Annotated in this window: 17 protein-coding genes; all 17 read left to right on the top strand. The window is 60.7% G+C overall.

The genetic code is table 11. The features are described 5' to 3' along the window. Positions 1-5: 5 nt before the first annotated feature. The 17 genes from IP89_RS15890 to fliI all read left to right on the top strand — a co-directional run bounded on the left by IP89_RS15890 (position 6) and on the right by fliI (position 23,599). Positions 6-1,685 carry a flagellar hook-associated protein 3 gene (locus IP89_RS15890; protein ID WP_043310584.1) on the top strand — a complete coding sequence of 560 codons (1,680 nt, stop codon included), beginning with the start codon at positions 6-8 and terminating at the stop codon, positions 1,683-1,685. 42 nt (positions 1,686-1,727) lie between these two features. After that, positions 1,728-3,059 carry a UDP-glucose/GDP-mannose dehydrogenase family protein gene (locus IP89_RS15885; protein ID WP_043310583.1) on the top strand — a complete coding sequence of 444 codons (1,332 nt, stop codon included), beginning with the start codon at positions 1,728-1,730 and terminating at the stop codon, positions 3,057-3,059. A 276-nt stretch (positions 3,060-3,335) separates the two neighbouring features. Then, positions 3,336-8,474: a glycosyltransferase gene (locus tag IP89_RS15880; protein WP_043310582.1), complete on the top strand. Its 5,139-nt coding sequence runs from the start codon at positions 3,336-3,338 to the stop codon at positions 8,472-8,474. A 267-nt stretch (positions 8,475-8,741) separates the two neighbouring features. Next, the gene (locus IP89_RS15875) at positions 8,742-10,226 is read left to right on the top strand and encodes a flagellin (protein WP_043310581.1); all 1,485 of its coding nucleotides are present in this window, start codon (positions 8,742-8,744) and stop codon (positions 10,224-10,226) included. A gap of 72 nt (positions 10,227-10,298) precedes the next feature. After that, positions 10,299-10,676: a flagellar protein FlaG gene (locus IP89_RS15870; protein ID WP_043310580.1), complete on the top strand. Its 378-nt coding sequence runs from the start codon at positions 10,299-10,301 to the stop codon at positions 10,674-10,676. A gap of 78 nt (positions 10,677-10,754) precedes the next feature. Further along, positions 10,755-12,518: a flagellar filament capping protein FliD gene (fliD, locus tag IP89_RS15865; RefSeq protein ID WP_043310579.1), complete on the top strand. Its 1,764-nt coding sequence runs from the start codon at positions 10,755-10,757 to the stop codon at positions 12,516-12,518. An 8-nt stretch (positions 12,519-12,526) separates the two neighbouring features. After that, positions 12,527-12,922 (top strand): flagellar export chaperone FliS, encoded by a 396-nt coding sequence (gene fliS, locus IP89_RS15860; protein ID WP_043310578.1) that lies wholly within the window; start codon positions 12,527-12,529, stop codon positions 12,920-12,922. Between the two features lie 87 nt (positions 12,923-13,009). Beyond that, the gene (gene fliS / locus IP89_RS15855) at positions 13,010-13,390 is read left to right on the top strand and encodes a flagellar export chaperone FliS (RefSeq protein WP_043310577.1); all 381 of its coding nucleotides are present in this window, start codon (positions 13,010-13,012) and stop codon (positions 13,388-13,390) included. Positions 13,391-13,419: 29 nt separating this feature from the next. After that, a complete protein-coding gene (gene fliT, locus IP89_RS15850) occupies positions 13,420-13,716 on the top strand; it encodes a flagellar protein FliT (protein WP_043310576.1) in 297 nt (98 codons plus the stop codon). Positions 13,717-13,894: 178 nt separating this feature from the next. Then, positions 13,895-15,370 (top strand): sigma-54 dependent transcriptional regulator, encoded by a 1,476-nt coding sequence (locus IP89_RS15845; protein ID WP_043310575.1) that lies wholly within the window; start codon positions 13,895-13,897, stop codon positions 15,368-15,370. Positions 15,371-15,528: 158 nt separating this feature from the next. After that, on the top strand, positions 15,529-16,743 hold the full coding sequence (locus IP89_RS15840) for a PAS domain-containing sensor histidine kinase (RefSeq protein WP_043310574.1): 1,215 nt from the start codon (positions 15,529-15,531) through the stop codon (positions 16,741-16,743). Between the two features lie 3 nt (positions 16,744-16,746). Further along, entirely contained in the window at positions 16,747-18,186 is a 1,440-nt protein-coding gene (gene fleR / locus IP89_RS15835) for a sigma-54-dependent response regulator transcription factor FleR (protein ID WP_043310573.1), read from the top strand. 135 nt (positions 18,187-18,321) lie between these two features. Then, positions 18,322-18,651, top strand: a complete 330-nt coding sequence (gene fliE, locus IP89_RS15830) for a flagellar hook-basal body complex protein FliE (RefSeq protein ID WP_043310572.1) — start codon at positions 18,322-18,324, stop codon at positions 18,649-18,651. Between the two features lie 17 nt (positions 18,652-18,668). Then, the gene (gene fliF / locus IP89_RS15825) at positions 18,669-20,456 is read left to right on the top strand and encodes a flagellar basal-body MS-ring/collar protein FliF (RefSeq protein ID WP_043310571.1); all 1,788 of its coding nucleotides are present in this window, start codon (positions 18,669-18,671) and stop codon (positions 20,454-20,456) included. Next, the gene (fliG, locus tag IP89_RS15820) at positions 20,449-21,465 is read left to right on the top strand and encodes a flagellar motor switch protein FliG (protein WP_043310570.1); all 1,017 of its coding nucleotides are present in this window, start codon (positions 20,449-20,451) and stop codon (positions 21,463-21,465) included. Before fliF ends, fliG begins: the two co-directional genes overlap by 8 nt. Before the next feature lie 3 nt (positions 21,466-21,468). Beyond that, on the top strand, positions 21,469-22,251 hold the full coding sequence (gene fliH / locus IP89_RS15815; RefSeq protein WP_043310569.1) for a flagellar assembly protein FliH: 783 nt from the start codon (positions 21,469-21,471) through the stop codon (positions 22,249-22,251). Continuing rightward, positions 22,241-23,599 (top strand): flagellar protein export ATPase FliI, encoded by a 1,359-nt coding sequence (gene fliI / locus IP89_RS15810; protein WP_043310568.1) that lies wholly within the window; start codon positions 22,241-22,243, stop codon positions 23,597-23,599. The genes fliH and fliI overlap by 11 nt, the downstream gene beginning before the upstream one ends. Positions 23,600-23,601: the final 2 nt, after the last annotated feature.

Below are 23,601 nucleotides of genomic sequence, written 5' to 3'. Positions count from 1 at the left end.
CCATCATGGTTATGCGTATTTCCACCATTCAGGCGTTCAACAACGGTGTGAACGGCATTGGGCGCAACTATTCCAGCGTGATCCGCACTCAGGAGCAGATCAGCAGTGGCAACCGTATCCTCACCCCGGCAGATGACCCGGTAGCCTCGGTGCGCCTGCTCCAGTTGGAGCAGCAGCAGGCAGTGCTTTCGCAGTACAAAGACAACCTCACGGCGGCGAAGAACAGCCTGACCCAGGAAGAGACCACGCTGAACTCGGTCAATACCGTGTTGCAACGTATTCGCGAGCTGGCGGTGCAGGCTGGTGGCGGTGCGCTATCGGCCGAAGACCGTAAATCCATTGCCAAGGAGCTGGGTGAGCGCGAGAACGAACTACTCAATCTGATGAACAGTCGTAATGCCCGTGGCGAATATCTGTTCTCGGGCTTCCTCGGCAAGACCGAGCCGTTTATCCGGAATCCCGATGGCACCTACTCGTATTTCGGTGACGAGGGGCAGCGCAGCCTGCAGGTGGCTGGGTCCAGCACTGTGGCGATCAACGATAACGGCAAGCGACTGTTTGAAGATGTGATCAATGCGGATCGCGTCCTGGAGACGGGGGGAGTCGACAATCCTGCACTGGCCGGCCAGGTACCGCCATTGCCGGCCACGACGATACCGCCTGTCGCAGCTGTGGATCAGAGGGCTTTTGTCTCGCAGGGCCTGGTCGAAGATCAGGATGCTTTCAATAACTCGTTCCGCTCCAGCGAGCCCTATTCGCTGGTGTTCGTCAGTGGCAAAGAGTTCCGCATCTACGATAGTGCCGGAGCGGACGTAACCTCGGAGATCCCTGGTGGTGGGCAGATCGACCCGCTGGCCAATGGCGGCAACACCATTAACTTCCGGGGCATGCGCTTCCAGCTTGATGTGGTGTTGAAGGAGGGCGACAACGAGCAGAATCTGGACAGCCTCCTGGCTGATACCACTACTCCGGGTACGCCAGGCATCGGCACACATAGTTTCACTCTGCAGGCGTCTCCGACGGAGTTTCCCGCCTCCCGGTCATCGACCAATGCCTCTACCGCGGTGGTCAGTGGTGGCACCATCACCAACCAGGCAACCTTCAATGCCCAGTTCCCGACCTCGGGTGTCGTGCTGCGCTTTACCAATGCCACCGACTACGATGTTTACGCGCAGCCGGTAGGGCCTAGCAGCACCCCCATTGCCACTGGCACTGCTGCCGGTCCTTATCCTTCGACTATCAACGTATTTGGCGTCGACTTCAGTGTGAGCTCCGCTGCTGCCGCTGGAGACGAGTTCGGCATCAAGCCGCAGTTCCAGGAGCAGCGCAGTATCCTCAACACCATTTCCCAGCTTCGTCAGACGCTGGAGTCTTCGCCGACTTCTGCTGTCGGCAATCTGGCCATCCGGGATGAAGTGGCAATTGCACTGAAGAACCTGGATAACGGTATTGGCCAGGTACTGGAGGTGCAGACAGAGATCGGCGCCCGTTTGAACCTGGTCGATACCACGGAAGTGGATAACGAGGATGTGACCTTGGTGAACAAGTCGGTGCAGGCCGATCTGCGCGAACTGGACTACGCCGAAGCGCTGTCACGCCTCTCGTTCCAGACAGTCATTCTCGAGGCAGCTCAGCAAAGCTACGTCAAAATTGCCGGGCTCAGCTTGTTCAACCAACTGCGTTAACCTAAGCGGGCAGGTCCCTAGAGGCCGATCAGGAAGTCGGGAATGAACATCTGTGTGTTTGGCGCAGGATATGTGGGGCTGGTTCAGGCTGCGGTGCTGGCGAATGTGGGGCACCACGTGCTGTGCATTGAGAGCGACGCAGAGAAACGTGCGCTGCTGGGGAGCGGCACTGTGCCAATCTACGAGCCCGGGTTGGAAGCGCTCGTTCAGAACAATATGGCAGCAGGGCGGCTGCGCTTTTCCGGTGATTTGAAGAGCGCGGTGAGCCATGCCCGTATCCAGTTCATCGCTGTTGGTACTCCTTCTGATGCAAAGGGACACGCGGATCTCACGTATGTCCACGAGGTCGCCAAGAGCATAGCGCTGGCTACCGAAACCGATCAGTTGGTCATCAACAAGTCGACCGTACCGGTAGGCACGGCAGATGCTATCCACTCATTGATGCAGAACGCATTGGCGTCACGGGGGCGTACGGAGCTGACGATCGACGTAGTCGCCAATCCGGAGTTTCTCAAGCAGGGAGCGGCTGTCAGCGACTGCCAGCGCCCTGACCGGATCATCGTAGGGTCGAGCAATGCCAATAGCGTTGATGTGCTACAGGAGCTTTATGCTCCATTCAACCGTAACCGCGAACGGATGATCGTCATGGATCGGCGCAGCGCCGAGCTGACCAAGTACGCTGCCAACGCCTTCCTGGCGACCAAGATTTCCTTCATGAACGAGATGTCCAATCTGGCCGAGCTGTTCGAAGCAGACATCGAAATGGTTCGCAAGGGGATTGGTGCCGACCCACGCATCGGATACGACTTCATTTATCCTGGCTGTGGCTATGGCGGTGCCTGCTTCCCCAAGGACGTCCGCGCGCTCAAGTCATCGGCCTCCCAGGCTGGCTTCGAACCAGCCATTCTGCAGGCGGTGGAGTCGGTCAACGAGGCGCAAAAGCGCAAGCTTGGTGACAACATCATCGGCTGCTATGGCAGCGACTTGCGCGGTCGAGTCTTCGCTCTCTGGGGACTGGCGTTCAAGGCCAATACTGGGGACATGCGTGAGGCGCCCAGTCGCACGCTGCTAGAAAGCCTCTGGCAGGCGGGGGCACGAGTGCGTGCCTTTGACCCAGAGGCCATGCCGGAGTGCTTGCGCTTGTATGGTGAGCGTGAGGATCTGGAGCTGGTCGATAGCAAGGAAGACGCATTGGTCGGGGCTGATGCCCTGATCGTAGTGACTGACTGGCAGAGCTTCAAAGCGCCGGACTTCGATCTTATTCGGCGTGTCTTGAAGGATGGCTGCATATTCGACGGCCGCAATCTCTACGATCCCCAGGTAATGCGCCGCTACGGCCTACGTTACCACTCTATCGGCCGAGTGCCCGTTTGATCCTCCCCAATAGGCTGGCTGCGCGCGTGGCCTGCTTATTGCTATACCTGTTACATCGCCCGCCGGTTAATTGACGGCTCAGGTATTCGCAGCTAAGTGAGTAGCGATGAAGTGGCCATCCATGTCGGTAAACCCGGATTGCCGGTATGTTGCCGATCACTGCTGCTCTCCATGGCTAACTTTCCAGGCTGGTAGAGCTTTAATGCATTCAATATTCAATTTTACTAGTGGGCAGAATGCCTCACGGTATACCACCATCTAGGTCGCGGGGAACTCATGGCTAAGCTGCAACACCCCATCGTCGTTACGGTGCCTGTCTATAACGAAGGGCCATATATACATGAGACGCTCACCTCCCTAGCTGCTCAGACCTACTCCGACTTCCGAGTGCTGGTGGCGGACAATGCTTCTACAGATGAAACGCAGAGCATCTGTGAGGCTTTTTGTGTACGTGACTCACGATTTCACTACGTCCGCCATGAGAGCAATTTGGGGGCTACCGCGAACTTCAAATACTGCTTCGACAACACTGAGTCTGAGCTGCTCATGTGGCTCGGTGGCCACGATGTACTACATCCTGAGTTTCTTCAGGAAGCTTGTGCCAGGATGGCTTCGAATCCGGGGCTGAGTCTTGTTTACAGCCATACTCAGTGGATCGACGAAAATAATCAGGTTCTGGGGCAGAGCAATGGCGGCAATTATGTCTTCGATGAGCCGCTTGCTCCGCAAGTACGCTTCATTAAGTTGCTCAATGCGTTGGATCGTTGCGAAGTCATCAATCAACTCATTCGGCGCAAATTTGTAGATTTGCCATTTCGCCCGATCGTCAGTGCGGATCTAGCGTTCCTTTGCCATTTGGCGGCTCATGGTCCCTTTTCTCGTATCGATCGTCCGCTCTATATCCGTCGGGAGATTCGTAAGCGCACCTCTACCATGATGGAGCGCATAACAGGTAAGCGTGTTGAACCTCAGTATCAGGAACTGGCAGCCTTCTTCACTGAAAGTATCTGCTCCCACCGGCATATCGCGCCGTCTGAAAAGCCGCTACTGATTGCTGAAACGCTTAAGTGGCTCAATAGTCGTTTTTCTATCTTTACGTCTTCAACGCCTGAGCCAGAACTCATCTCGGCTCCTCGTCAGTCGACTATCTCTCCGTTCTTCAGCGTGGTCATGCCGGTATATAACCGTGAGCGCTATGTGCGTGAGGCGATAGAGTCGGTGTTGGTGCAGAGGGATGCTGACTTTGAGTTGATCGTGGTCGACGATGGTTCCACCGACAGCTCTGTACAGATCATCCGTTCGATTCAGGATCCGCGCCTGCAGTTGGTCGAAAACGACCATGGTGGTGGCGCCTCGGCTCGCAACAAAGGCATTGCCGCTGCGCGTGGCGAGTTCATCGTCTGGATCGACAGCGATGACCGCCAGGCGCAAGGTGCACTCGCCACGCTTCGCAAGAGCATTGCGAGCTTTAGCGCAGACGTTTTCTATGGCGACTTGGAAATCTTCGACGACGAAGGCTGCGGCCAGATTCAGCGTACCCACTACCCGGATTACCTGGGGAGTGAGTTGCTACCTCTGCTCATTCAAGGCAACTGCCTACCCAATCCCGGCACGGCTGTGCGTCGTGATCTCTATACGCGCTATGGAGGGTACGACACGACGTTTACCCGTTGCCATGACTACCAGATATGGACTCGTTTGGCAGATGCGGCACGCTTCAAGAAGGTGGATGCAATCCTCTGTCACTGGCGTCAGCATGGCGAAAGTCTGTCCAGTGCCAAGACCCGGGCATTCGAAGCCAAAGTGATCCTCGATACCTTTGCCCGATATCCAGTGAGCCGTCTGTTTCCAGGGCTGCCAGATGATGCGCAAGGGCGGGCAGAAGCCTGCTGGCGTGTGTCCGGTATCTTGCGTCACTTACAGGAGCATGCGGCTGCTCTACGAATGGCATACAAAGCCAGAGCTCTGGATCAGAGTCGGAGCTATGACCTCGCTGAACTGGAAAAGCAAGCTGGTGTTGAGTATGAGCCCAGCTTCTCGATCATTCTGACGACGTACAACCGACCGGACTTATTGCGCGATGCGCTGGCTAGCGTTGGCCAGCAGGTGCTTCGGGATTTCGAAGTCATCCTGATCAACGATAACGGCGAGCCGGTCGAATATCTGTTGGCTGACTACGACTTCCCTATCAGCTACATCCGTCAGGGGCGCAATCGAGGCTTGTCCGCAGCGCGTAACGCCGGCCTGAAACAGGCGAGGGGGCGCTATGTGGTCTATCTCGATGATGACGACATTTACCTGCCTAACCACCTGGCGGTGCTTGCCAAGGCATTTGAGCAGCATCCGCAGAGCGTCGTGGTGTACACCGGCGTGGAATACGTCAGTGAACGGTTGGAGGAGGGGCGTCGTGTCGAGCTTGGCCGCAACAGGCCCTTCCAGCACGAGGTGTTCGACCGTGACCGCTTGTTCGTACAGAACTACATCCCGGTAAACACCTGGGCTCATCCGCGCGACATGTTGGTAGAGGCAGGCGAGTTCGATATCGGCCTGGCAGCTTTCGAAGATTGGGACATGCTGCTGCGTCTGGCTACTCGCTACCCATTCGTGCATGTACCGACCATTACCACCGAGGTGCATACGCGGGAGGCAGGCGCCGGCGGCGACCACATGCTGGGGCGCGAGCGGAAGAACTTCCCTGCCTTGTATCGAGAGCTGTACCAGCGCTATTCCGGATCCTCTAGCGAGGGGCTGCAGTTGGGGCGGCGCCAGATGCTGGAGCGTTTGGGCGAGAGGCCTGCGAAATCCAGTCTGGAGCAATGGATGGCGGAACGCCTACCCAGCGAAGTGGAGAATCGCCTGATCAACGAGCACCTGCAGGCTCAGGGTGGCGGTCCGCTGATCGGCGTGGTCGTGCTTGATCTAGACGGTCAGTCCGAGAAGCTGATGGCGACCCTGAGGAGCTTGAGTGGCGGCCGCTGTCTGTATGCAACGCTGAAGATTCTGGTGCTGACGCCGACTACTGCCCCCTCTACTTCGGCGGCGGACAAGCTGCATTTCGTCCATTTGGCTGAGGGCGATCTTGCTGCCCAGATCAATAAAGCCGTGGGTGAGAGCGATTTCGACTGGTTCATGCTGGCTCACGCGGGTGACGAGTTTACGCCCAGTGGTTTGATGATCGCCGGTCTGGAGCTGTTGGCTAATCCTCAATGCAGGGCTGTGTATGGCGACCAGCTACAACGCCTGCCTGGCGGTGGGCTGGGCGGGGCTTTTCTGCCGGGTTTCAATCTCGATCTGCTGCTTAGCTTCCCGGTGGTGATGGCTCGCTACTGGTTGTTCCGCAAGGATCTGTTTCTTGCCATGGGTGGGTTCGACGCAGAATTCGCCGGGGCGATGGAGTTTGAGCTGATCACCCGGCTGATCGAGCAGGAAGGGCTGGCGGGCCTCGGTCACATTGATGAGCCGCTGCTCACCACCGAGGCCCCCATGCTGCGTGACAGCCCTGATGAGCGTCGTGTCATCGAGCGCCATCTGGCGAATCGGGGCTATCAGGCCAAGGTATTGCCCGGGCTACCGGCTCGCTATCGCATTGACTATGGTCACTCGGCTAGCCCTTTGGTATCGGTGCTGATCGCTGCCGACGCCCCGCTGGCGCGCTTGCAGCAGTGTCTAGATACCCTGTTGGAAAAGACCAGCTACCAGCATTATGAAATCCTGCTGATCGATTGTGTCGATGACTCGGGCACTCGAGGCTGGCTGCAGGCGGTTGCGGCCTTAAACGATGCCCGCCTGCGCATAGTGAGCTGTGCCGACGTGGGGCAGGCACTCAATCATGCGGCCATGTCGGCACGAGGCGAGTATCTGTTGCTGCTGTCCGGTGAGGCGGCGGCGGTGCAGGAAAATTGGCTCAATGAGCTGCTTAATCATGCCCAGCGCCCAGAGGTAGGTGTCGTCGGAGCCAAGCTGCTAACTTCGGATAAGCGCGTCGATCAAGCAGGTTTGCTGTTAGGCCTGGGTGGGCCAGCAGCGGCAGCCTTCGCTGGCGAGCCGATGGACGCGGCAGGCTACCTGCAACGTTTGCAGGTCGACCAGGACTACAGTGCGGTTGGCGAGGCGTGCCTGATGGTGCGTGCAGAGGTCTTTCGCCAGCTAGGTGGCTTGGATAGCGAGCTGGGGGCTTACCGGGACGTCGATTTCTGCTTGCGCGCGCGTGATGCCGGTTATCTCACCGTCTGGGCAGCGCACGCCGTTCTATTGCATGAGCAGCCACGTTATCAGGTGAGCGTGGAAGCGCAGGACCGAGTTTACGAGCGGCATTTGCCAACGCTGGCTCGCGATGTGGCATACAACCGCAACTTGGCGCTCAATGGCCGTGGGTTCGATCTGGAAAGTGATACCGGGCTGACATGGCGGCCATTGACCTGGCGTCCACTGCCGGTAGTGCTCGCACATCCAGCTGACCCTTGGGGTTGTGGTCACTACCGTGTGATTAAGCCATTCTCCGCTCTCAAGGCCGCCGGGCAGATCGACGGCATGATGTCCATGGGGCTTTTGCAGGTTCCAGACCTGGAGCGTTTCGACCCGGACGTGATCGTGCTGCAGCGGCAGATTGGGGATGAACGCCTTGAAGCCATGCGGCGTATTCGTAAGTTCTCCCGTGCTTTCACGGTGTACGAGCTCGACGACTATCTGCTGAACCTTCCGCTCAAGAGCGCCCATCGGGAGCAGATGCCCAAAGACATCCTCAAATCGCTTCGCCGCGGGCTGGACTTCGTGGATCGCTTCGTCGTTTCCACTGAGCCATTGGCTGAGGCGTTTGCGGGCTTGCATGGCGACATCAGAGTCGTGCGGAACGTCCTGCCGACTCAGTGGTGGGGTTCAGTGCAAGGCTTGCGCCAGCAGGGTCGGAAACCACGGGTCGGTTGGGCTGGAGGTGTAGGGCACACGGGCGATCTGGAGTTGATCGCTGATGTGGTCAAAGAGCTGGCCAGCGAGGTCGAGTGGGTCTTTTTCGGCATGTGCCCCGAGAAGCTGCGCCCCTTCGTTCATGAATTCCATCAGGGCGTCGATATAGACCTGTATCCCAGCGCCTTGGCGCAGCTGAATCTGGACCTTGCGCTGGCGCCCGTTGAGCAGAATCTGTTCAACGAATGTAAGAGCAATCTACGGTTGTTGGAGTACGGGGCCTGTGGTTTCCCGGTGATATGCAGTGATGTGCGCTGCTATCAGGGAGATGCTTTGCCGGTGACCCGCGTGAAGAACCGTTTCAAGGACTGGGTGGAAGCGATTCGAGCACATATCAACGACCTCGAAGCGACAGGGAAGTTGGGTGATCAGCTGAGAGAGGCTGTCCATCAACAGTGGATGCTGGATGGCAATAATCTGGAGTTGTGGCGCAAAGGTTGGATGCCGGATTGACCAATCCGTCATGAAATACCGGCAGCAGATGGCTTTTGGCCTGCCGGTATTCCGTCAGAGTCCTTTTGGATGTCTTTGGGTTTGGTTAAGTTGATGATTTTTTTGAAGAAAAAAAATAAGCAAAAAAGTCAAATTTCTTCTCAAGCTCCCGCTGCTAGCGCCGATACAAAGGACGAATGCGAACTTTATGGGGCGTCTGAGCAAAGCAGGCCCGAAGCTCGCAGGCTCAGACAAACTCAGTAGCACGGTCCTTTGGAGGCAAACACCATGGCCCTGACAGTCAACACAAACGTCGCTTCGCTGAACACTCAGCGTAACCTCAATACATCGTCCAAGGGTCTGGATACTTCCCTCCAGCGCCTGTCTACTGGCTACCGCATCAACAGTGCAAAAGACGATGCTGCTGGCCTGCAGATTTCCAACCGTCTGACCAGCCAGATCAACGGTTTGAACGTTGCTACCCGCAACGCCAACGACGGTATCTCCCTATCCCAGACCGCTGAAGGTGCGCTGCAACAGTCCACTGGCATCCTGCAGCGTATGCGTGACCTGTCCCTGCAGTCGGCCAACGGCTCCAACGGTGCCACTGAACGTGCAGCCCTTCAGGCTGAAGTGTCTCAGCTGCAACAAGAGCTGAACCGTATCGCCGACACCACCAGCTTCGGTGGTCGTAAGATTCTGGACGGCTCCTTCGGCTCGCAGAGCTTCCAGGTCGGCGCCAACGCTTATGAAAACATCAGTGTTTCGATCGGCTCTGCTGCTACCGACCGTATCGGTGTGAACCGTGTGACTACCTCTGGTGCTGGTGCGGCCGCCATTGCTTCTGGTGCTACCTTCAGTGCTACTTCGGGCAGTGCCTACGCTGATGCCAGCTTCGATATCGACTCCAAGCTTTCCGATGGCGCTGTGACCATTACTGGCGCAGCCAGCGGCTCCGCTAGCGAAGTGGCCAAAGCCGTCAACTCGAAGAGCGACGAGACTGGCGTAACTGCCAACTCCCGTACTGTTGCAGTGCTGGGCGGCATTACTGCCTCCGGTACCGTTTCCTTCAACCTGACTGGCGCCACCAGCAAATCGTTGTCCACTGACAGTGCGACCGTATCTGCTGTGGTAACCGACCTGAGCGATCTGTCTTCCCTGGCTGACGCGATCAACAAGGAAACTGGCAAGACTGGTATCTCCGCAATCTCCAAAGGCGACACCATCGAACTGGTCAGCTCGAATGGCGATGCGATCATGCTCACCAACTACGCTGGCTCGGGTGGTGCAACTCTGCAGGCCAAGAGCTTCGATGGTGAAGATGACGTTGGTACTGCTGCTACTATCGTTGCAGGCGGCGGTGCTCGCGCCGATGGTCAGGTTCAGCTGGAAGCAGCCGATGCCTTCTCTGTGACTGGCATGAGTGGTGGCCTGGGTGCTGACGGCTTCAGTGAGTTGAACGCGGTCAATACCATCGATATCAGTACTGCGACGGGGGCCCAGGACGCATTGGGCATCATCAACGGTGCGATCTCCAACATCGACAGCCAACGTGCTCAACTCGGTGCTGTGCAGAACCGCTTCGAGAACACCATCTCGAACCTGCAGAACATCTCTGAAAACGCTTCCGCTGCTCGCAGCCGGATCCGCGACACTGACTTCGCTGCTGAAACCTCGGAACTGACCAAGAATCAGATCCTGCAGCAAGCCGGTACCGCAATCCTGGCACAGGCCAACCAGCTGCCGCAGGCTGTGCTCAGCCTGCTCGGCTAAGGTCAAAGGCGCTAGACTGCGGGGAGAAGGGCTTAGCTCTTCTCCCCGCTACCTCTTTGTGAGGAGAAATTTATGGACGTCGGCTCAATCAAGAATTCGCTGAACCCGGCACTTGCCACTGGGCGCTCGGTTGTTGCTCAGCCCGCAGGCAGGCAGGCCGGCAGTGCTGGACCGAGCAGCGAGGAGCAGGCGGCAAAGGCTGCCGCAGGAGAGGCAAAGGACGTTTCTCGTGAGCAAGTCGAATCTGCGGTATCGACTATCCAGGAGTTTGTTCAGTCGGTACGACGGAACGTCAATTTCACTCTGGACGATGGCTCGGGACGCGTCGTAGTTAAGGTTACCGATGCCTCTTCGGGCGACATTATTCGTCAGATTCCTTCTGAGGAAGCTCTGCAATTGGCAGAGAGTTTGGAGGAAGTACGCAGTCTGCTGTTTAAAGCCGAAGCCTAATGCTCAAAGCGTTGGCACGGCTTTTGACTGTAAAGCGCTCATGAGGCGTTGAAAGTCATTTTTTTGGCGAGGTGAAACATGGCTGGAATCCTGGGCGTCGGATCGGGTATCGAATCCATCGACAGCATCGTGACTGCGCTGGTGAATGCGGAGAAAGCTCCAAAGACTCAGCAGCTTGATCGCCTTGAAAAGGCCACCACCTCGCGCTTTTCTGCACTGTCGACCATAAAGGGTTCGCTGAGCAGCCTGCAGACGGCCATTCAGAACCTTAACAAGCCGTCACTCTTTACTACTCGTACTGCGACCTCCAGCTCCGGTGCAGTGCTGAGCGCCAAGGCTGATGCGGATGCTGTCGCTGGCAAGTACAGCGTTCAGGTACAGCAGCTGGCGACGAGCAGCAAGATCGGTCTGCAGTCGATTGCCAATGCATCTACTGCGACATTCAACAGTGGGAAGCTGACCATCTCCACTGGCTCTTCCAGTTTCGAGGTGGATGTCACTGCGGCCAACAACAGTCTCAGTGGTGTTCGCGACGCCATTAATACCGCCGGCAAGGACCAGGGGGTCAGCGCCACTATCGTCAGTGATGCTTCCGGCTCGCGTCTGGTGCTCAGCTCCACCAAATCGGGGGCGGGTAATGACATCAAGGTGGCTGTCAGTGAAGATGGTGTTACCACTGGCAGTGTTGCACTAACTACACAGGCGTTTCAGCCCTCGGCCAGCTTGCAGTTGCCCTCGTTCTCAGGTGCTTCCAGCTCTACGCTATTCCAGAGCGGGAACCTGGCGATCAAGGCTGGGGGCGTTAATCTGAACGTCGCCATCACTGACGGTGCCAGTCTCGAAGATGTACGCGACGCCATTAATACTTCCGGTAGTGGTCAGGGCATTTCCGCCAGCATTGAGACCGACTCTTCAGGTTCTCGTCTGGTCCTGAATTCTACCAATGGCACCGATCTGACTCTCGAGGCGACAGTCTCAGGTGGTACTCCTGCCAATAACGCTTTGACTGCGCTGAATCCGGCTAGTGGAGTAACGGCTACTTCAGCTGGCCCTAACTCGTCCACTGGCGGAGCGGGTGTGATCAGCAAGGCTCAGTCGGCTGTATTGTTCGTCGATGGGCTGAAGGTTGTGAGTAGTAGCAACTCGGTCAGCTCGGCCATCGATGGCGTAACCCTTAACCTGGCTGGCGCACAAAGCAGTGCAGATTTGACAGCCGGCAAGACCGTCGATGTCACCATCGGCGTCGACAAGGGAACCGTCAAAACCAATATCCAGAAGTTCGTGGATGCCTACAACAGCCTGATGAATGCAGCGGCACAGCAAACTGCTGTGGTTCAGGTCGGTGAGGGCGAGAATCCGGTCACTGGTGCGTTGGTCGGTGATGCCACGGTGCGTGGTTTGGTTGCCGGCTTGCGTGGCGAGTTGGTGAAAATGACCGGGGACGATGGTTTTCGTGCTCTGGCCGAGCTGGGCATTACTACCCAGAAAGACGGCACCCTGAAGATTGATGACACCAAGCTCACCAGTGCGCTGGATAGCAACTTTGAGGGGGTGGCGGAGTATTTCACTGGTGACAAGGGGTTGATGGTTCGGCTGGACAAGAACGTCAATGAATACCTCAAGACCGGTGGGGTCTTCGATCAGCGTACCAAGGCCCTGCAGGGCACCTTGAGCAACATCGATGATCAGCGTGAGGCTCTCGATCTGCGTATTGCCAAGGTCCAGGAGCGTCTCGTTGCGCGCTACACCGCCATGGATCAGCTGGTTGCTCGCCTGCAGAAAACCAGCGAGAGCCTGACCAGTCAGCTGGCCAGCCTGCCTGGATTCGTGAAGAAGGATTAAAGATAAAGATGAGCAAGAAGCCGATCGACACCTACAAGCAGGTCAAGACCAGCCAGGAGGTAAGCCCTTACCGAGCTGTGCAGATGCTGCTGGATGGGGCGCTGGAGCGTGTCATGCTGGCGCGTCAGGCGCAAAGCGAAGGCAACGCGGAAATTCGCGGGATGGCAGTTGGTAACACCATCACCATTCTTGGTGTGCTGCAGTCCAGTCTGGACAAGCAGTTGGGTGGTGAAATCGCAGAGAATCTGGACGCACTTTACGACTACATGACTCGTCGCCTGGCTGGCGTTGCCCTGGACGATACTCCGCGCAGTCTGGATGAGGTGCAGCAGTTGCTGGTTCAGATCAAGAGTGCCTGGGACGGAATCGGTCCGGAAGTTGAGCCTTCGGCTCCCGCTCAATAATCGCTGTTTTGCTCCTCTAGCCGCTAAAGCTGATGATCTCTTTGCCGATACAAGTACTGTATCCAGGCAATACTCAGTGGAGTGATCATGAACGCAATGGCGGCCCTCAAGCAGTATCAAACCGTCAACACCCAGGCTCAGGTCAGCGATGCCAGTCCGCATCGTCTGATCCAGATGCTCATGGAGGGCGGCCTGTCGCGCTTGGCGCAGGCCAAGGGGGCCATGTTGCACGGGCAGCAGGCAACCAAAGGTGAGTTGATCAGTAAGGCGATTGGCATCATCGGCGGCCTGCGTGAGAGCCTCGATCTGCGGCAGGGTGGCGAGGTGGCCGCTAATCTCGATCGTCTTTATGAGTACATGGTGTCGCGTTTGCTCGAGGCCAATATTGGCAACGATGTGGCGCTGATCGATGAAGTATCTGGTCTGCTGCGCAATGTGAAATCCGGCTGGGATGCCATCAGCCACTGAGTACCTGCGCTAGTGAAGGGGAAATATTCATGAGTTCTTCTGTCCAGCTTCTTGAGGCTACTGGCAGTGCCCTGCGAGATGCTCTCGCTCGCGGCGACTGGGCCGCTATTGGTGAGTTGGATGCTCAGTGCCGGCAGGCTGTCGACGAGGCTATGGCCGAGGCGGCTCAAGACGAAGGCCTGTTACGCGAACGCATGCAGGATCTGTTGAATCTTTATCGTGAGTTGGTGCTTACCTGCCAAGCCGAACAGCGCCGCCTGGCTGGCGAGTTGGTACAGCTCAACCGATCACAGCAGGGCGCCAAGGTCTATCAGCTGTTCACTTGAGCAGTTCCCGCATCCGAATTTCCTGGGCATCTACAAGCCATTGCGGGTGCCCTTGCGAATCACAGAAAAAATTACGCCATAAAATTGACTCTTGTCTGATTTTTGACTTTACTAGTGGCCAATTGCCGTTTCTGCTCGGCGACCTCCTTCTCCAGCCCGCGAGCCAGACCAGAATAAGATGTGGCGTGAAACCAAGATTCTCCTAATTGACGACAATGCCGAGCGCCGCCGTGACCTCGCGGTGATCCTCGGTTTCCTGGGCGAAGACCATCTGGCCTGCGGCAGTAGCGACTGGCGTCAGGCGGTCGACAAGCTCGAGTCCAGTCGTGAAGTACTTAACGTCCTGCTTGGCGATGTGTCTGCCAAGGGCGGCGCCTTGGAGCTGGTCAAGCAGATCAGCACCTGGGATGAGAACCTGCCTCTGTTGCTGATCGGCGACCCGGTTCCGACCGATTGGGCAGAGGACCTGCGCCGTCGGGTGCTGGCCAGCCTGGAAATGCCGCCCAGCTACAACAAGTTGCTCGACTCCCTGCACCGTGCCCAGGTCTATCGCGAGATGTACGACCAGGCGCGTGAGCGTGGCCGTCAGCGCGAGCCCAATCTGTTCCGCAGTCTGGTCGGCACCAGCCGTGCCATTCACCAGGTGCGCCAGATGATGCAGCAGGTGGCCGATACCGAGGCCAGCGTGCTGATCCTCGGTGAGTCCGGCACCGGCAAGGAAGTGGTGGCGCGTAACCTGCACTACCACTCCAAGCGCCGTGAGGCGCCGTTCGTGCCGGTCAATTGCGGCGCGATCCCGGCGGAGCTGCTGGAGAGCGAGCTGTTCGGTCATGAGAAGGGTGCGTTCACTGGCGCCATCACCAGCCGTGCCGGGCGCTTCGAGCTGGCCAACGGCGGCACCCTGTTCCTCGACGAGATCGGCGATATGCCGTTGCCGATGCAGGTGAAACTGCTGCGTGTGCTGCAAGAGCGTACCTTCGAGCGCGTCGGCAGCAACAAGACCCAGTCGGTGGATGTGCGCATCATCGCCGCCACCCACAAGAATCTGGAGAAGATGATCGAGGAGGGGACCTTCCGCGAGGACCTCTACTATCGCCTCAATGTCTTCCCCATCGAGATGGCGCCGCTGCGTGAGCGTGTCGAAGATATTCCGCTGTTGATGAACGAGCTGATCTCGCGCATGGAGTTCGAGAAGCGCGGCTCGATCCGCTTCAACTCTGCCGCCATCATGTCGCTGTGCCGCCACGACTGGCCGGGCAACGTGCGTGAGCTGGCCAACTTGGTCGAGCGCATGGCGATCATGCACCCCTACGGCGTGATCGGCGTGGGCGAGCTGCCGAAGAAATTCCGTCACGTCGATGACGAGGATGAGCAACTGGCCATCAGCATCCGCGAGGAGCTGGATGAGCGTGCGGTGATTGGCGCGGGCCTGCCGGGCATTTCCAATACCGCGATGCTGCCGCCGGAAGGGCTGGACCTGAAGGACTACCTGGGTAACCTCGAACAGGGCCTGATCCAGCAGGCGCTGGATGATGCCGGTGGCGTGGTGGCCCGGGCCGCCGAGCGCCTGCGCATTCGTCGCACCACCCTGGTGGAGAAGATGCGCAAGTACGGCATGAGCCGTCGTGACGAGGAGGGCGGTGACGAGGACTGATCCTCCGCTCACCCGCCTCAATAAAGCCGGAGCTTTGACGCAAGCTCCGGCTTTGTTTTTTAAGTCATTGAAAAATATGAATTAATTTTTAGGCACGGGGATTGCTATGTCTCTTTCGACCGACCGTTTACCGACGGTTCGACAGTTGAGAGAAGAACATGAGCCAAGCCGCCCCGTTGCCCGCCACCCCTGAAGCCGCTGTCGACGCGCCTGTCGAGCAGGCCAGTCGTGCCAGCCTGGAGCAGGCCTTCGCCCTGTTCAACCAGATGTCCACGCAGCTGAGCAGCTCCTACAGCATGCTCGAGGCGCGAGTGAACGAGCTCAAGGGCCAGTTGGCCCTGGTCAGCGCCCAGCGCATGCAGGAGCTGGCAGAGAAGGAGCGTCTGGCCCAGCGTCTGCAGAGCCTGCTCGACCTGCTGCCTGGCGGCGTCATCGTCATCGACGGCCAGGGCGTGGTGCGCGAGGCCAACCCCGTGGCGCGCAGCCTGCTCGGGCGGCCGCTGGTCGGCATGCTCTGGCGCGAGGTGATTGCGCGCAACTTCGCGCCGCGCGAAGACGACGGGCACGAGATTTCCCTCAAGGACGGGCGCCGCCTGTCCATTGCCACCCGTTCGCTGCAGGGCGAGCCGGGGCAGCTGGTACTGCTGACCGACCTGACGGAAACCCGTCGCCTGCAGGACCAGCTGGCTCGCCACGAGCGCCTGTCCTCGCTGGGGCGCATGGTCGCCTCGCTGGCCCACCAGATTCGTACGCCGCTATCTGCAGCCTTGCTCTACGCCAGCCACCTGGCGGAGCAGGAGCTGCCATTCGAGCAGCAGCAACGCTTCGCCGGGCGCATCAAGGAGCGCCTGCACGAGCTGGAGCATCAGGTGCGCGATATGCTGGTGTTTGCCCGTGGTGAGCTGCCGTTGCCCGATCGCATCGCGCCCAATGCGCTGTTCGATGCGCTGCGTGGCGCGGCCGAGCCGCATGTGTTGGGCATGAGCGTGCGCTGGCAGTGCGATGCACGCCTGGGCGAGCTGCTATGCAACCGCGACACGCTGGTCGGCACCGTGCTCAACCTGATCGAGAACGCCATTCAGGCCGCCGGCCGTGAGGCGCGCCTGAAGATTCATCTGTATGCCCGTGGCAACAGCCTGCGCCTGTGTGTCAGCGACAACGGCCCGGGCATCGACAACGCCACCCTGGCTCGCCTCGGCGAGCCCTTCTTTACCACCAAAACCACCGGTACCGGGCTGGGCCTGGCCGTGGTCCAGGCGGTGGTACGTGCCCACCAGGGCGAAGTGAACTTGCGTTCGCGTGTCGGTCGCGGCACCTGCGCCACGCTCGTATTGCCGCTGATCAACGCGGCGCAACCGAATATTCAGGAGTAAGCCATGACCGCCAAGGTTCTGCTGGTCGAAGACGACCGCGCGCTGCGCGAGGCCCTCGCCGACACCCTGCTGCTGGGTGGTCATGATTTCCGCGCCGTCGAGTGTGCGGAAGATGCCATCGAGGCGCTGGGTGAAGAGGCATTCAGCCTGGTGATCAGCGACGTCAACATGCCGGGCATGGACGGTCATCAGTTGCTCGGCCTGATCCGCGCGCGCTATCCGCAGCTGCCGGTGCTGCTGATGACTGCGTATGGTGCTGTGGAGCGCGCGGTCGACGCCATTCGCCAGGGCGCCGCCGATTATCTGGTCAAGCCCTTCGAGCCGCGTACGCTGCTGGAGCTAGTGGCCCGCCATGCGCTGGGCCGACTGGGCGCCAGCGAGAGCGACGGCCCAGTGGCCAGCGAGCCGGCCAGTCGGCAACTGCTGGAATTGGCGGCGCGAGTGGCGAAGAGTGATTCCACCGTGCTGATTTCCGGTGAGTCCGGTACCGGCAAGGAAGTGCTGGCGCGCTATATCCACCAGCAATCCACCCGCGCGGATGGCCCGTTCATCGCCATCAACTGCGCGGCGATTCCGGACAACATGCTCGAGGCCACCCTGTTCGGCCATGAGAAGGGCGCTTTCACTGGCGCCATTGCCGCCCAGCCGGGCAAGTTCGAGCTGGCGGATGGCGGTACCATCCTCCTTGACGAGATTTCCGAGATGCCGCTGGGGCTGCAGGCCAAGCTGCTGCGCGTGCTGCAGGAGCGCGAAGTCGAGCGGGTTGGCGCGCGCAAGCCGATTAGCCTGGACATCCGCGTGCTGGCCACCACCAACCGTGACCTGGCCGGAGAAGTGGCGGCGGGGCGTTTCCGTGAAGACCTCTACTATCGCCTGTCGGTGTTCCCGCTGGCCTGGCGTGCCCTGCGCGAGCGGCCTGCCGACATTCTGCCGCTGGCCGAGCGCCTGCTGGCCAAGCACGTCAAAAAAATGAACCACGCCGCCGTGCAGCTCTCGCCGCAGGCGCGGGCTGCCCTGGAGGCCCATGCCTGGCCGGGTAACGTGCGTGAGCTGGACAACGCCATCCAGCGTGCGCTGATCCTGCAGCAGGGCGGGCTGATCCAGCCGCATGACCTGTGCCTGACTGCGCCCATCGGCATGGCGCCGATGCCGGCCACTCCGGTGGTGAGCCTGGTGGCCTCTGCGCCGCCGGCGAGCCATTTGCCTGCCAGCAGCTCGCTGCCAATCGAGGAGTCGCTGGCGAGCGCGGAAAATGCCGGCGCGCTGGGCGAAGACCTGCGCCGCCGCGAGTTCCAGATGATCATCGATACCCTGCGCGCCGAGCGTGGCCGGCGCAAGGAGGCTGCTGAGCGCCTCGGCATCAGCCCACGGACCCTGCGCTACAAGCTGGCCCAGATGCGCGATGCCGGCATGGACGTAGAGGCCTATCTCTACGCCAGCTAAACGCCGCCGCAGTTATCCCCCGAACCCTCTCTTGGCCCGCCTCGTGCGGGTCTTTCTTTTTTGGCACTGTGCTTGCACATACCCCTGCAAAGGCCGCGTAGCGTCAAAAAACCGCGGCTGTTGGAGGAAAGGGTCATGAGCCAGGGTGTCGAATTCAATCGCCTTATGTTGGAAATGCGCTCCATGCAGATGGAGGCCATGGCCAAGCAGAAGCCTGCCGTCAGCGCGCCGGAGCCGGGTGCGCCGAGCTTCTCGGAAATGCTCGGGCAGGCGGTGAACAAGGTGAGCGAGACCCAGCAGGCTTCTAGCCAGCTGGCTACGGCTTTCGAGATGGGCCAGGGCGGCGTGGACATCACCGACGTGATGATCGCCTCGCAGAAAGCCAGCGTTTCCTTCCAGGCCATGACCCAGGTGCGCAACAAGCTGGTTCAGGCCTATCAAGACATCATGCAGATGCCGGTTTAATAGGGCGGATTTGAAACATGGCTGAAGCTGTCGCTGCAAACGTACCCGCCACCACCGGCGCCGACGAACCGAAGAAGCCGCTGTTCGGGCTGGCATTCCTGGAGAATCTCTCGGAAATGTCCATGCTGCGTCAGATCGGCCTGCTGGTCGGCCTGGCCGCCAGCGTGGCCATCGGCTTCGCCGTCGTGCTCTGGTCGCAGCAGCCGGACTACAAGCCGTTGCTGGGTAACCTCGCGGGCATGGACAGCAGCCAGGTGATGGACGTGCTGAACGCCGCCGACATCGCCTATACCGTCGAGCCGAACTCCGGTGCGCTGCTGGTCAAGTCCGACGACCTCGGCCGCGCCCGCATGAAACTGGCCGCCGCCGGCGTGGCGCCGAGCGACGGCAATGTCGGCTTCGAGATTCTCGACCAGGAGCAGAGCCTGGGCACCAGCCAGTTCATGGAGGCCACCCGTTATCGCCGTGGTCTGGAAGGTGAGCTAGCGCGCACCATCTCCAGCCTGAACAACGTCAAGGGTGCCCGCGTGCACCTGGCCATCCCGAAAAGCTCGGTGTTCGTTCGTGACGAGCGCAAGCCCACCGCCTCCGTACTGGTCGAGCTGTACCCAGGCCGTACGCTGGAGCCGAGCCAGGTGATGGCCATCGTCAACCTGGTGGCGACCTCCGTACCCGAGCTGACCAAGTCCCAGGTCACCGTGGTCGACCAGAAGGGCAACCTGCTGTCCGACCAGCAGGAGCTGTCCGAGCTGACCATGGCCGGCAAGCAGTTCGACTACACCCGCCGCATGGAAACCCTGTTCACCCAGCGCGTGCACAACATCCTGCAACCGGTGCTGGGCAGCGGCCGCTACAAGGCCGAAGTGTCTGCTGACGTGGACTTCAGCTCGGTGGAGTCCACCTCCGAGATGTTCAACCCCGACCAGCCGGCGCTGCGCAGCGAGCAGCAGGTCAACGAACAACGCTCCAGCAGCCTGCCGCCGCAGGGCGTGCCGGGCGCGCTGAGCAACCAGCCGCCGGGCGCTGCCAGCGCGCCGGAGCAGGCCGCTGCCGCCCCGGCTCCGGCCGGTCCGGTCGCCGCCGGCCAGCCGCTGTTGGATGCCAACGGCGCGCAGATCATGGACCCGGCCACCGGCCAGCCGATGCTGGCGCCGTACCCGGCAGACAAGCGCGAGCAGTCGACCCGCAACTTCGAGCTGGACCGCTCGATCAGCCACACCAAGCAGCAGCAGGGCCGCCTCAAGCGCCTGTCGGTGGCCGTGGTGCTGGATGACAAGGTCAACGTCAACGCCGAGACCGGCGAGGTCACCCGCGCGCCTTGGGGCGCCGAGGACCTGGCCCGCTTCACCCGCCTGGTGCAGGACTCGGTGGGCTTCGATGCCAGCCGCGGCGACAGCGTCAGCGTGATCAACGCGCCGTTCTCCGCCGAGACCGGCGAGGAAAACATCGAAATTCCGTTCTACTCGCAACCTTGGTTCTGGGACATCGTCAAACAGGTACTGGGCGTGCTGTTCATCCTGGTCCTGGTGTTCGGCGTGCTGCGCCCGGTGCTGAACAACATCACCAACCCGGCCCGCGCCGGTGGTGGCGAAGGCGGCGATGGCGATGTGGAGCTGGGCGACATGGGTGGCCTGGAAGGCGAGCTGTCCTCTGATCGCGTGAGCCTGGGCGGACCGCAGAGCATCCTGCTGCCCAGCCCCTCCGAGGGGTATGATGCACAACTGAACGCCATCAAGAGCCTGGTGGCGGAAGATCCGGGCCGCGTGGCCCAGGTAGTCAAAGAGTGGATCAACGCCGATGAGTGACAATCGCCCCGCAGCCAAGCTGAACAAGACCGAGAAGGCCGCCATCCTCCTGTTGTCGCTTGGCGAGACGGATGCGGCGCAGGTGCTGCGTCATCTCGGGCCGAAGGAAGTGCAGAAGGTCGGCGTGGCCATGGCCGGCATGCGCAACGTACAACGCGAGCAGGTCGAGCAGGTGATGGGCGAGTTCGTCGAGATCGTCGGCGACCAGACCAGCCTAGGCGTTGGCTCCGACGCCTACATCCGCAAGATGCTCACCGCAGCGCTGGGCGAGGACAAGGCCGGCAACCTGATCGACCGTATCCTGCTCGGCGGCAGCACCAGCGGCCTGGACAGCCTGAAGTGGATGGAGCCGCGCGCCGTGGCCGACGTGATCCGCTACGAGCACCCGCAGATCCAGGCCATCGTGGTCGCCTACCTCGATCCGGACCAGGCCGGCGAAGTGCTCAGCCACTTCGATCACAAGGTGCGCCTGGACATCATCCTGCGCGTGTCCTCGCTGAACACCGTGCAGCCGGCAGCGCTCAAGGAGCTCAACCAGATCCTCGAGAAGCAGTTCTCCGGCAGCGCCAACACCACGCGCGCCAACCTGGGTGGCGTGAAGCGCGCGGCAGACATCATGAACTTCCTCGACAGTTCGGTGGAGGGTCAGCTGATGGACTCCATCCGCGAGGTGGACGAGGACCTGTCCAGCCAGATCGAGGATCTGATGTTCGTCTTCGACAACCTGGCCGATGTCGATGACCGTGGCATCCAGGCGCTGATGCGCGAGGTGTCCTCGGACATCCTGGTGCTTGCGCTCAAGGGCGCCGACGACGGCATCAAGGAAAAGGTGTTCAAGAACATGTCCAAGCGTGCCGCCGAGCTGCTGCGCGACGACCTGGAGGCCAAGGGCCCGGTGCGCGTCAGCGAAGTCGAGACGGCACAGAAGGAAATCCTCACCATCGCCCGACGCATGGCCGAATCCGGCGAGATCGTCCTCGGCGGTGCCGGCGGCGAGGCGATGATCTAAGCCATGGCGCCCAAGGATGCACAGAGCGAGCTGATTCGCGCCAAGGACGTGGCGGGGTTCGACCGCTGGTCGCTGCCTAGCTTCGACCCCGAAGTCGAGACGCCGGCCGAGCCCGAGCCGGAGCCTGTGGTCGAGGCCGAAGCGCCCGAGCAGCCGCAGGTCGAGGAGGTCGCAGTCGAGGACGTCAAGCCGCTGACGCTGGACGAGCTCGAAGCGATCCGCCAGGACGCCTACAACGAGGGCTTCGCCACCGGCGAGAAAGACGGCTTCCGCGCCGGCCAGCTGAAGGCCAAGCAGGAGGCGGACCTTGCCCTGGCTGACAAGATCGCCCAGCTGGAACAGGTCATGGCGCATCTGCTGGAGCCCATCGCCGAGCAGGATCAGGAGCTGGAGAAGGCTCTGGTCAACCTGGTCAGCCAGATGACCCGGCAGGTGATCCAGCGCGAGCTGGCCACTGATTCCAGCCAGATTCGCCACGTGCTGCGCGAGGCGCTGAAGCTGCTGCCCATGGGCGCCAGCAACGTGCGTATTCACATTCACCCGCAGGACTTCGAGCTGGTCAAAGCCCTGCGCGAGCGCCACGAAGAGACCTGGCGCATCCTCGAGGACGAGTCCCTGCAGCCTGGCGGCTGCCGGGTCGAGAGCGAGCACAGCCGCATCGATGCCAGCGTCGAGACGCGTATGGCCATGGCCCTCAAGCAGCTGTTCGAGCAGCAGCGGGCGCAGGTGAGCAACCCGCCAGAGTCCGATATCCAGGTCGATCTGGAGTCCCCCGATGCGCCTTGAGCGCATCAGTTTCGCCAAGCGCCTGGCTGGCTACAGCGAGGCTGTCGAGCTGCCGACCCAACCGGTGGTGGAAGGGCGCCTGCTGCGCATGGTCGGCCTGACCCTGGAGGCCGAGGGCCTGCGCGCCGCCCTGGGCAGCCGCTGCCTGGTGATCAACGACGACAGCTATCACCCGGTGCAGGTGGAGGCCGAAGTCATGGGCTTCGCCACCGGCAAGATCTACCTGATGCCGGTCGGCAGCCTGGCCGGCATCGCCCCTGGCGCCCGCGTGGTGCCGTTGCCGGACACCGGCCGCCTGCCCATGGGCATGTCCATGCTCGGCCGCGTGCTGGACGGCGCTGGCCGCGCCCTGGACGGCAAAGGCGGGATGAAGGCCGAGGACTGGGTGCCGATGGATGGTCCGACCATCAACCCGCTCAACCGCAACCCGATCAGCGAGCCGCTGGATGTCGGCATCCGCTCGATCAACGGCCTGCTCACCGTGGGGCGTGGTCAGCGCCTGGGCCTGTTCGCCGGTACCGGCGTCGGTAAGTCGGTGCTGCTGGGCATGATGACGCGCTTCACCGAGGCGGAAATCATCGTGGTCGGGCTGATCGGCGAACGGGGCCGCGAGGTCAAGGAGTTCATCGACGAGATCCTCGGCGAGGAGGGCCTCAAGCGCTCCGTGGTGGTCGCCTCGCCGGCGGACGAGGCGCCGCTGATGCGCCTGCGCGCCGCGCAGTACTGCACGCGCATCGCCGAATATTTCCGCGACAAGGGCAAGAACGTCCTGTTGCTGATGGATTCGCTGACCCGCTACGCCCAGGCCCAGCGCGAGATCGCCCTGGCCATTGGCGAGCCGCCGGCGACCAAGGGCTATCCGCCTTCGGTATTCGCCAGACTGCCCAAGCTGGTGGAGCGTGCCGGCAATGCCGAGGAGGGTGGTGGCTCGATCACCGCCTTCTACACCGTGCTCTCCGAGGGCGACGACCAGCAGGACCCGATCGCCGACGCCGCGCGCGGCGTGCTCGATGGCCACTTCGTGCTGTCGCGGCGCCTGGCCGAAGAGGGGCACTATCCGGCCATCGACATCGAGGCCTCGATCAGCCGGGTCATGCCGCAGGTGGTCAGCCCCGAGCACCTCAAGCTGGCCCAGCGCTTCAAGCAGCTGTGGTCGCGCTATCAGCAGAGCCGCGATCTGATCAGCGTCGGCGCCTATGTCGCCGGCGGTGACCCTGACACCGACCTGGCCATTGCGCGCCAGCCCGCCATGGCCCGCTACTTGCGCCAGAGCCTGGGCGAGAGCGTGTCCATGAACGACAGCGTCGGCCAACTGGCGCAGGTGTTCAATCCGCAGGCGCAGGCCTGATA

The sequence above is a fragment of the Pseudomonas sp. ML96 genome, assembly GCF_000761545.1.
Classification (GTDB): Bacteria; Pseudomonadota; Gammaproteobacteria; order Pseudomonadales; family Pseudomonadaceae; genus Aquipseudomonas.
Note: the sequence above shows the minus strand (reverse complement) of the source record. Positions and strands in the feature narration are given on the sequence as shown.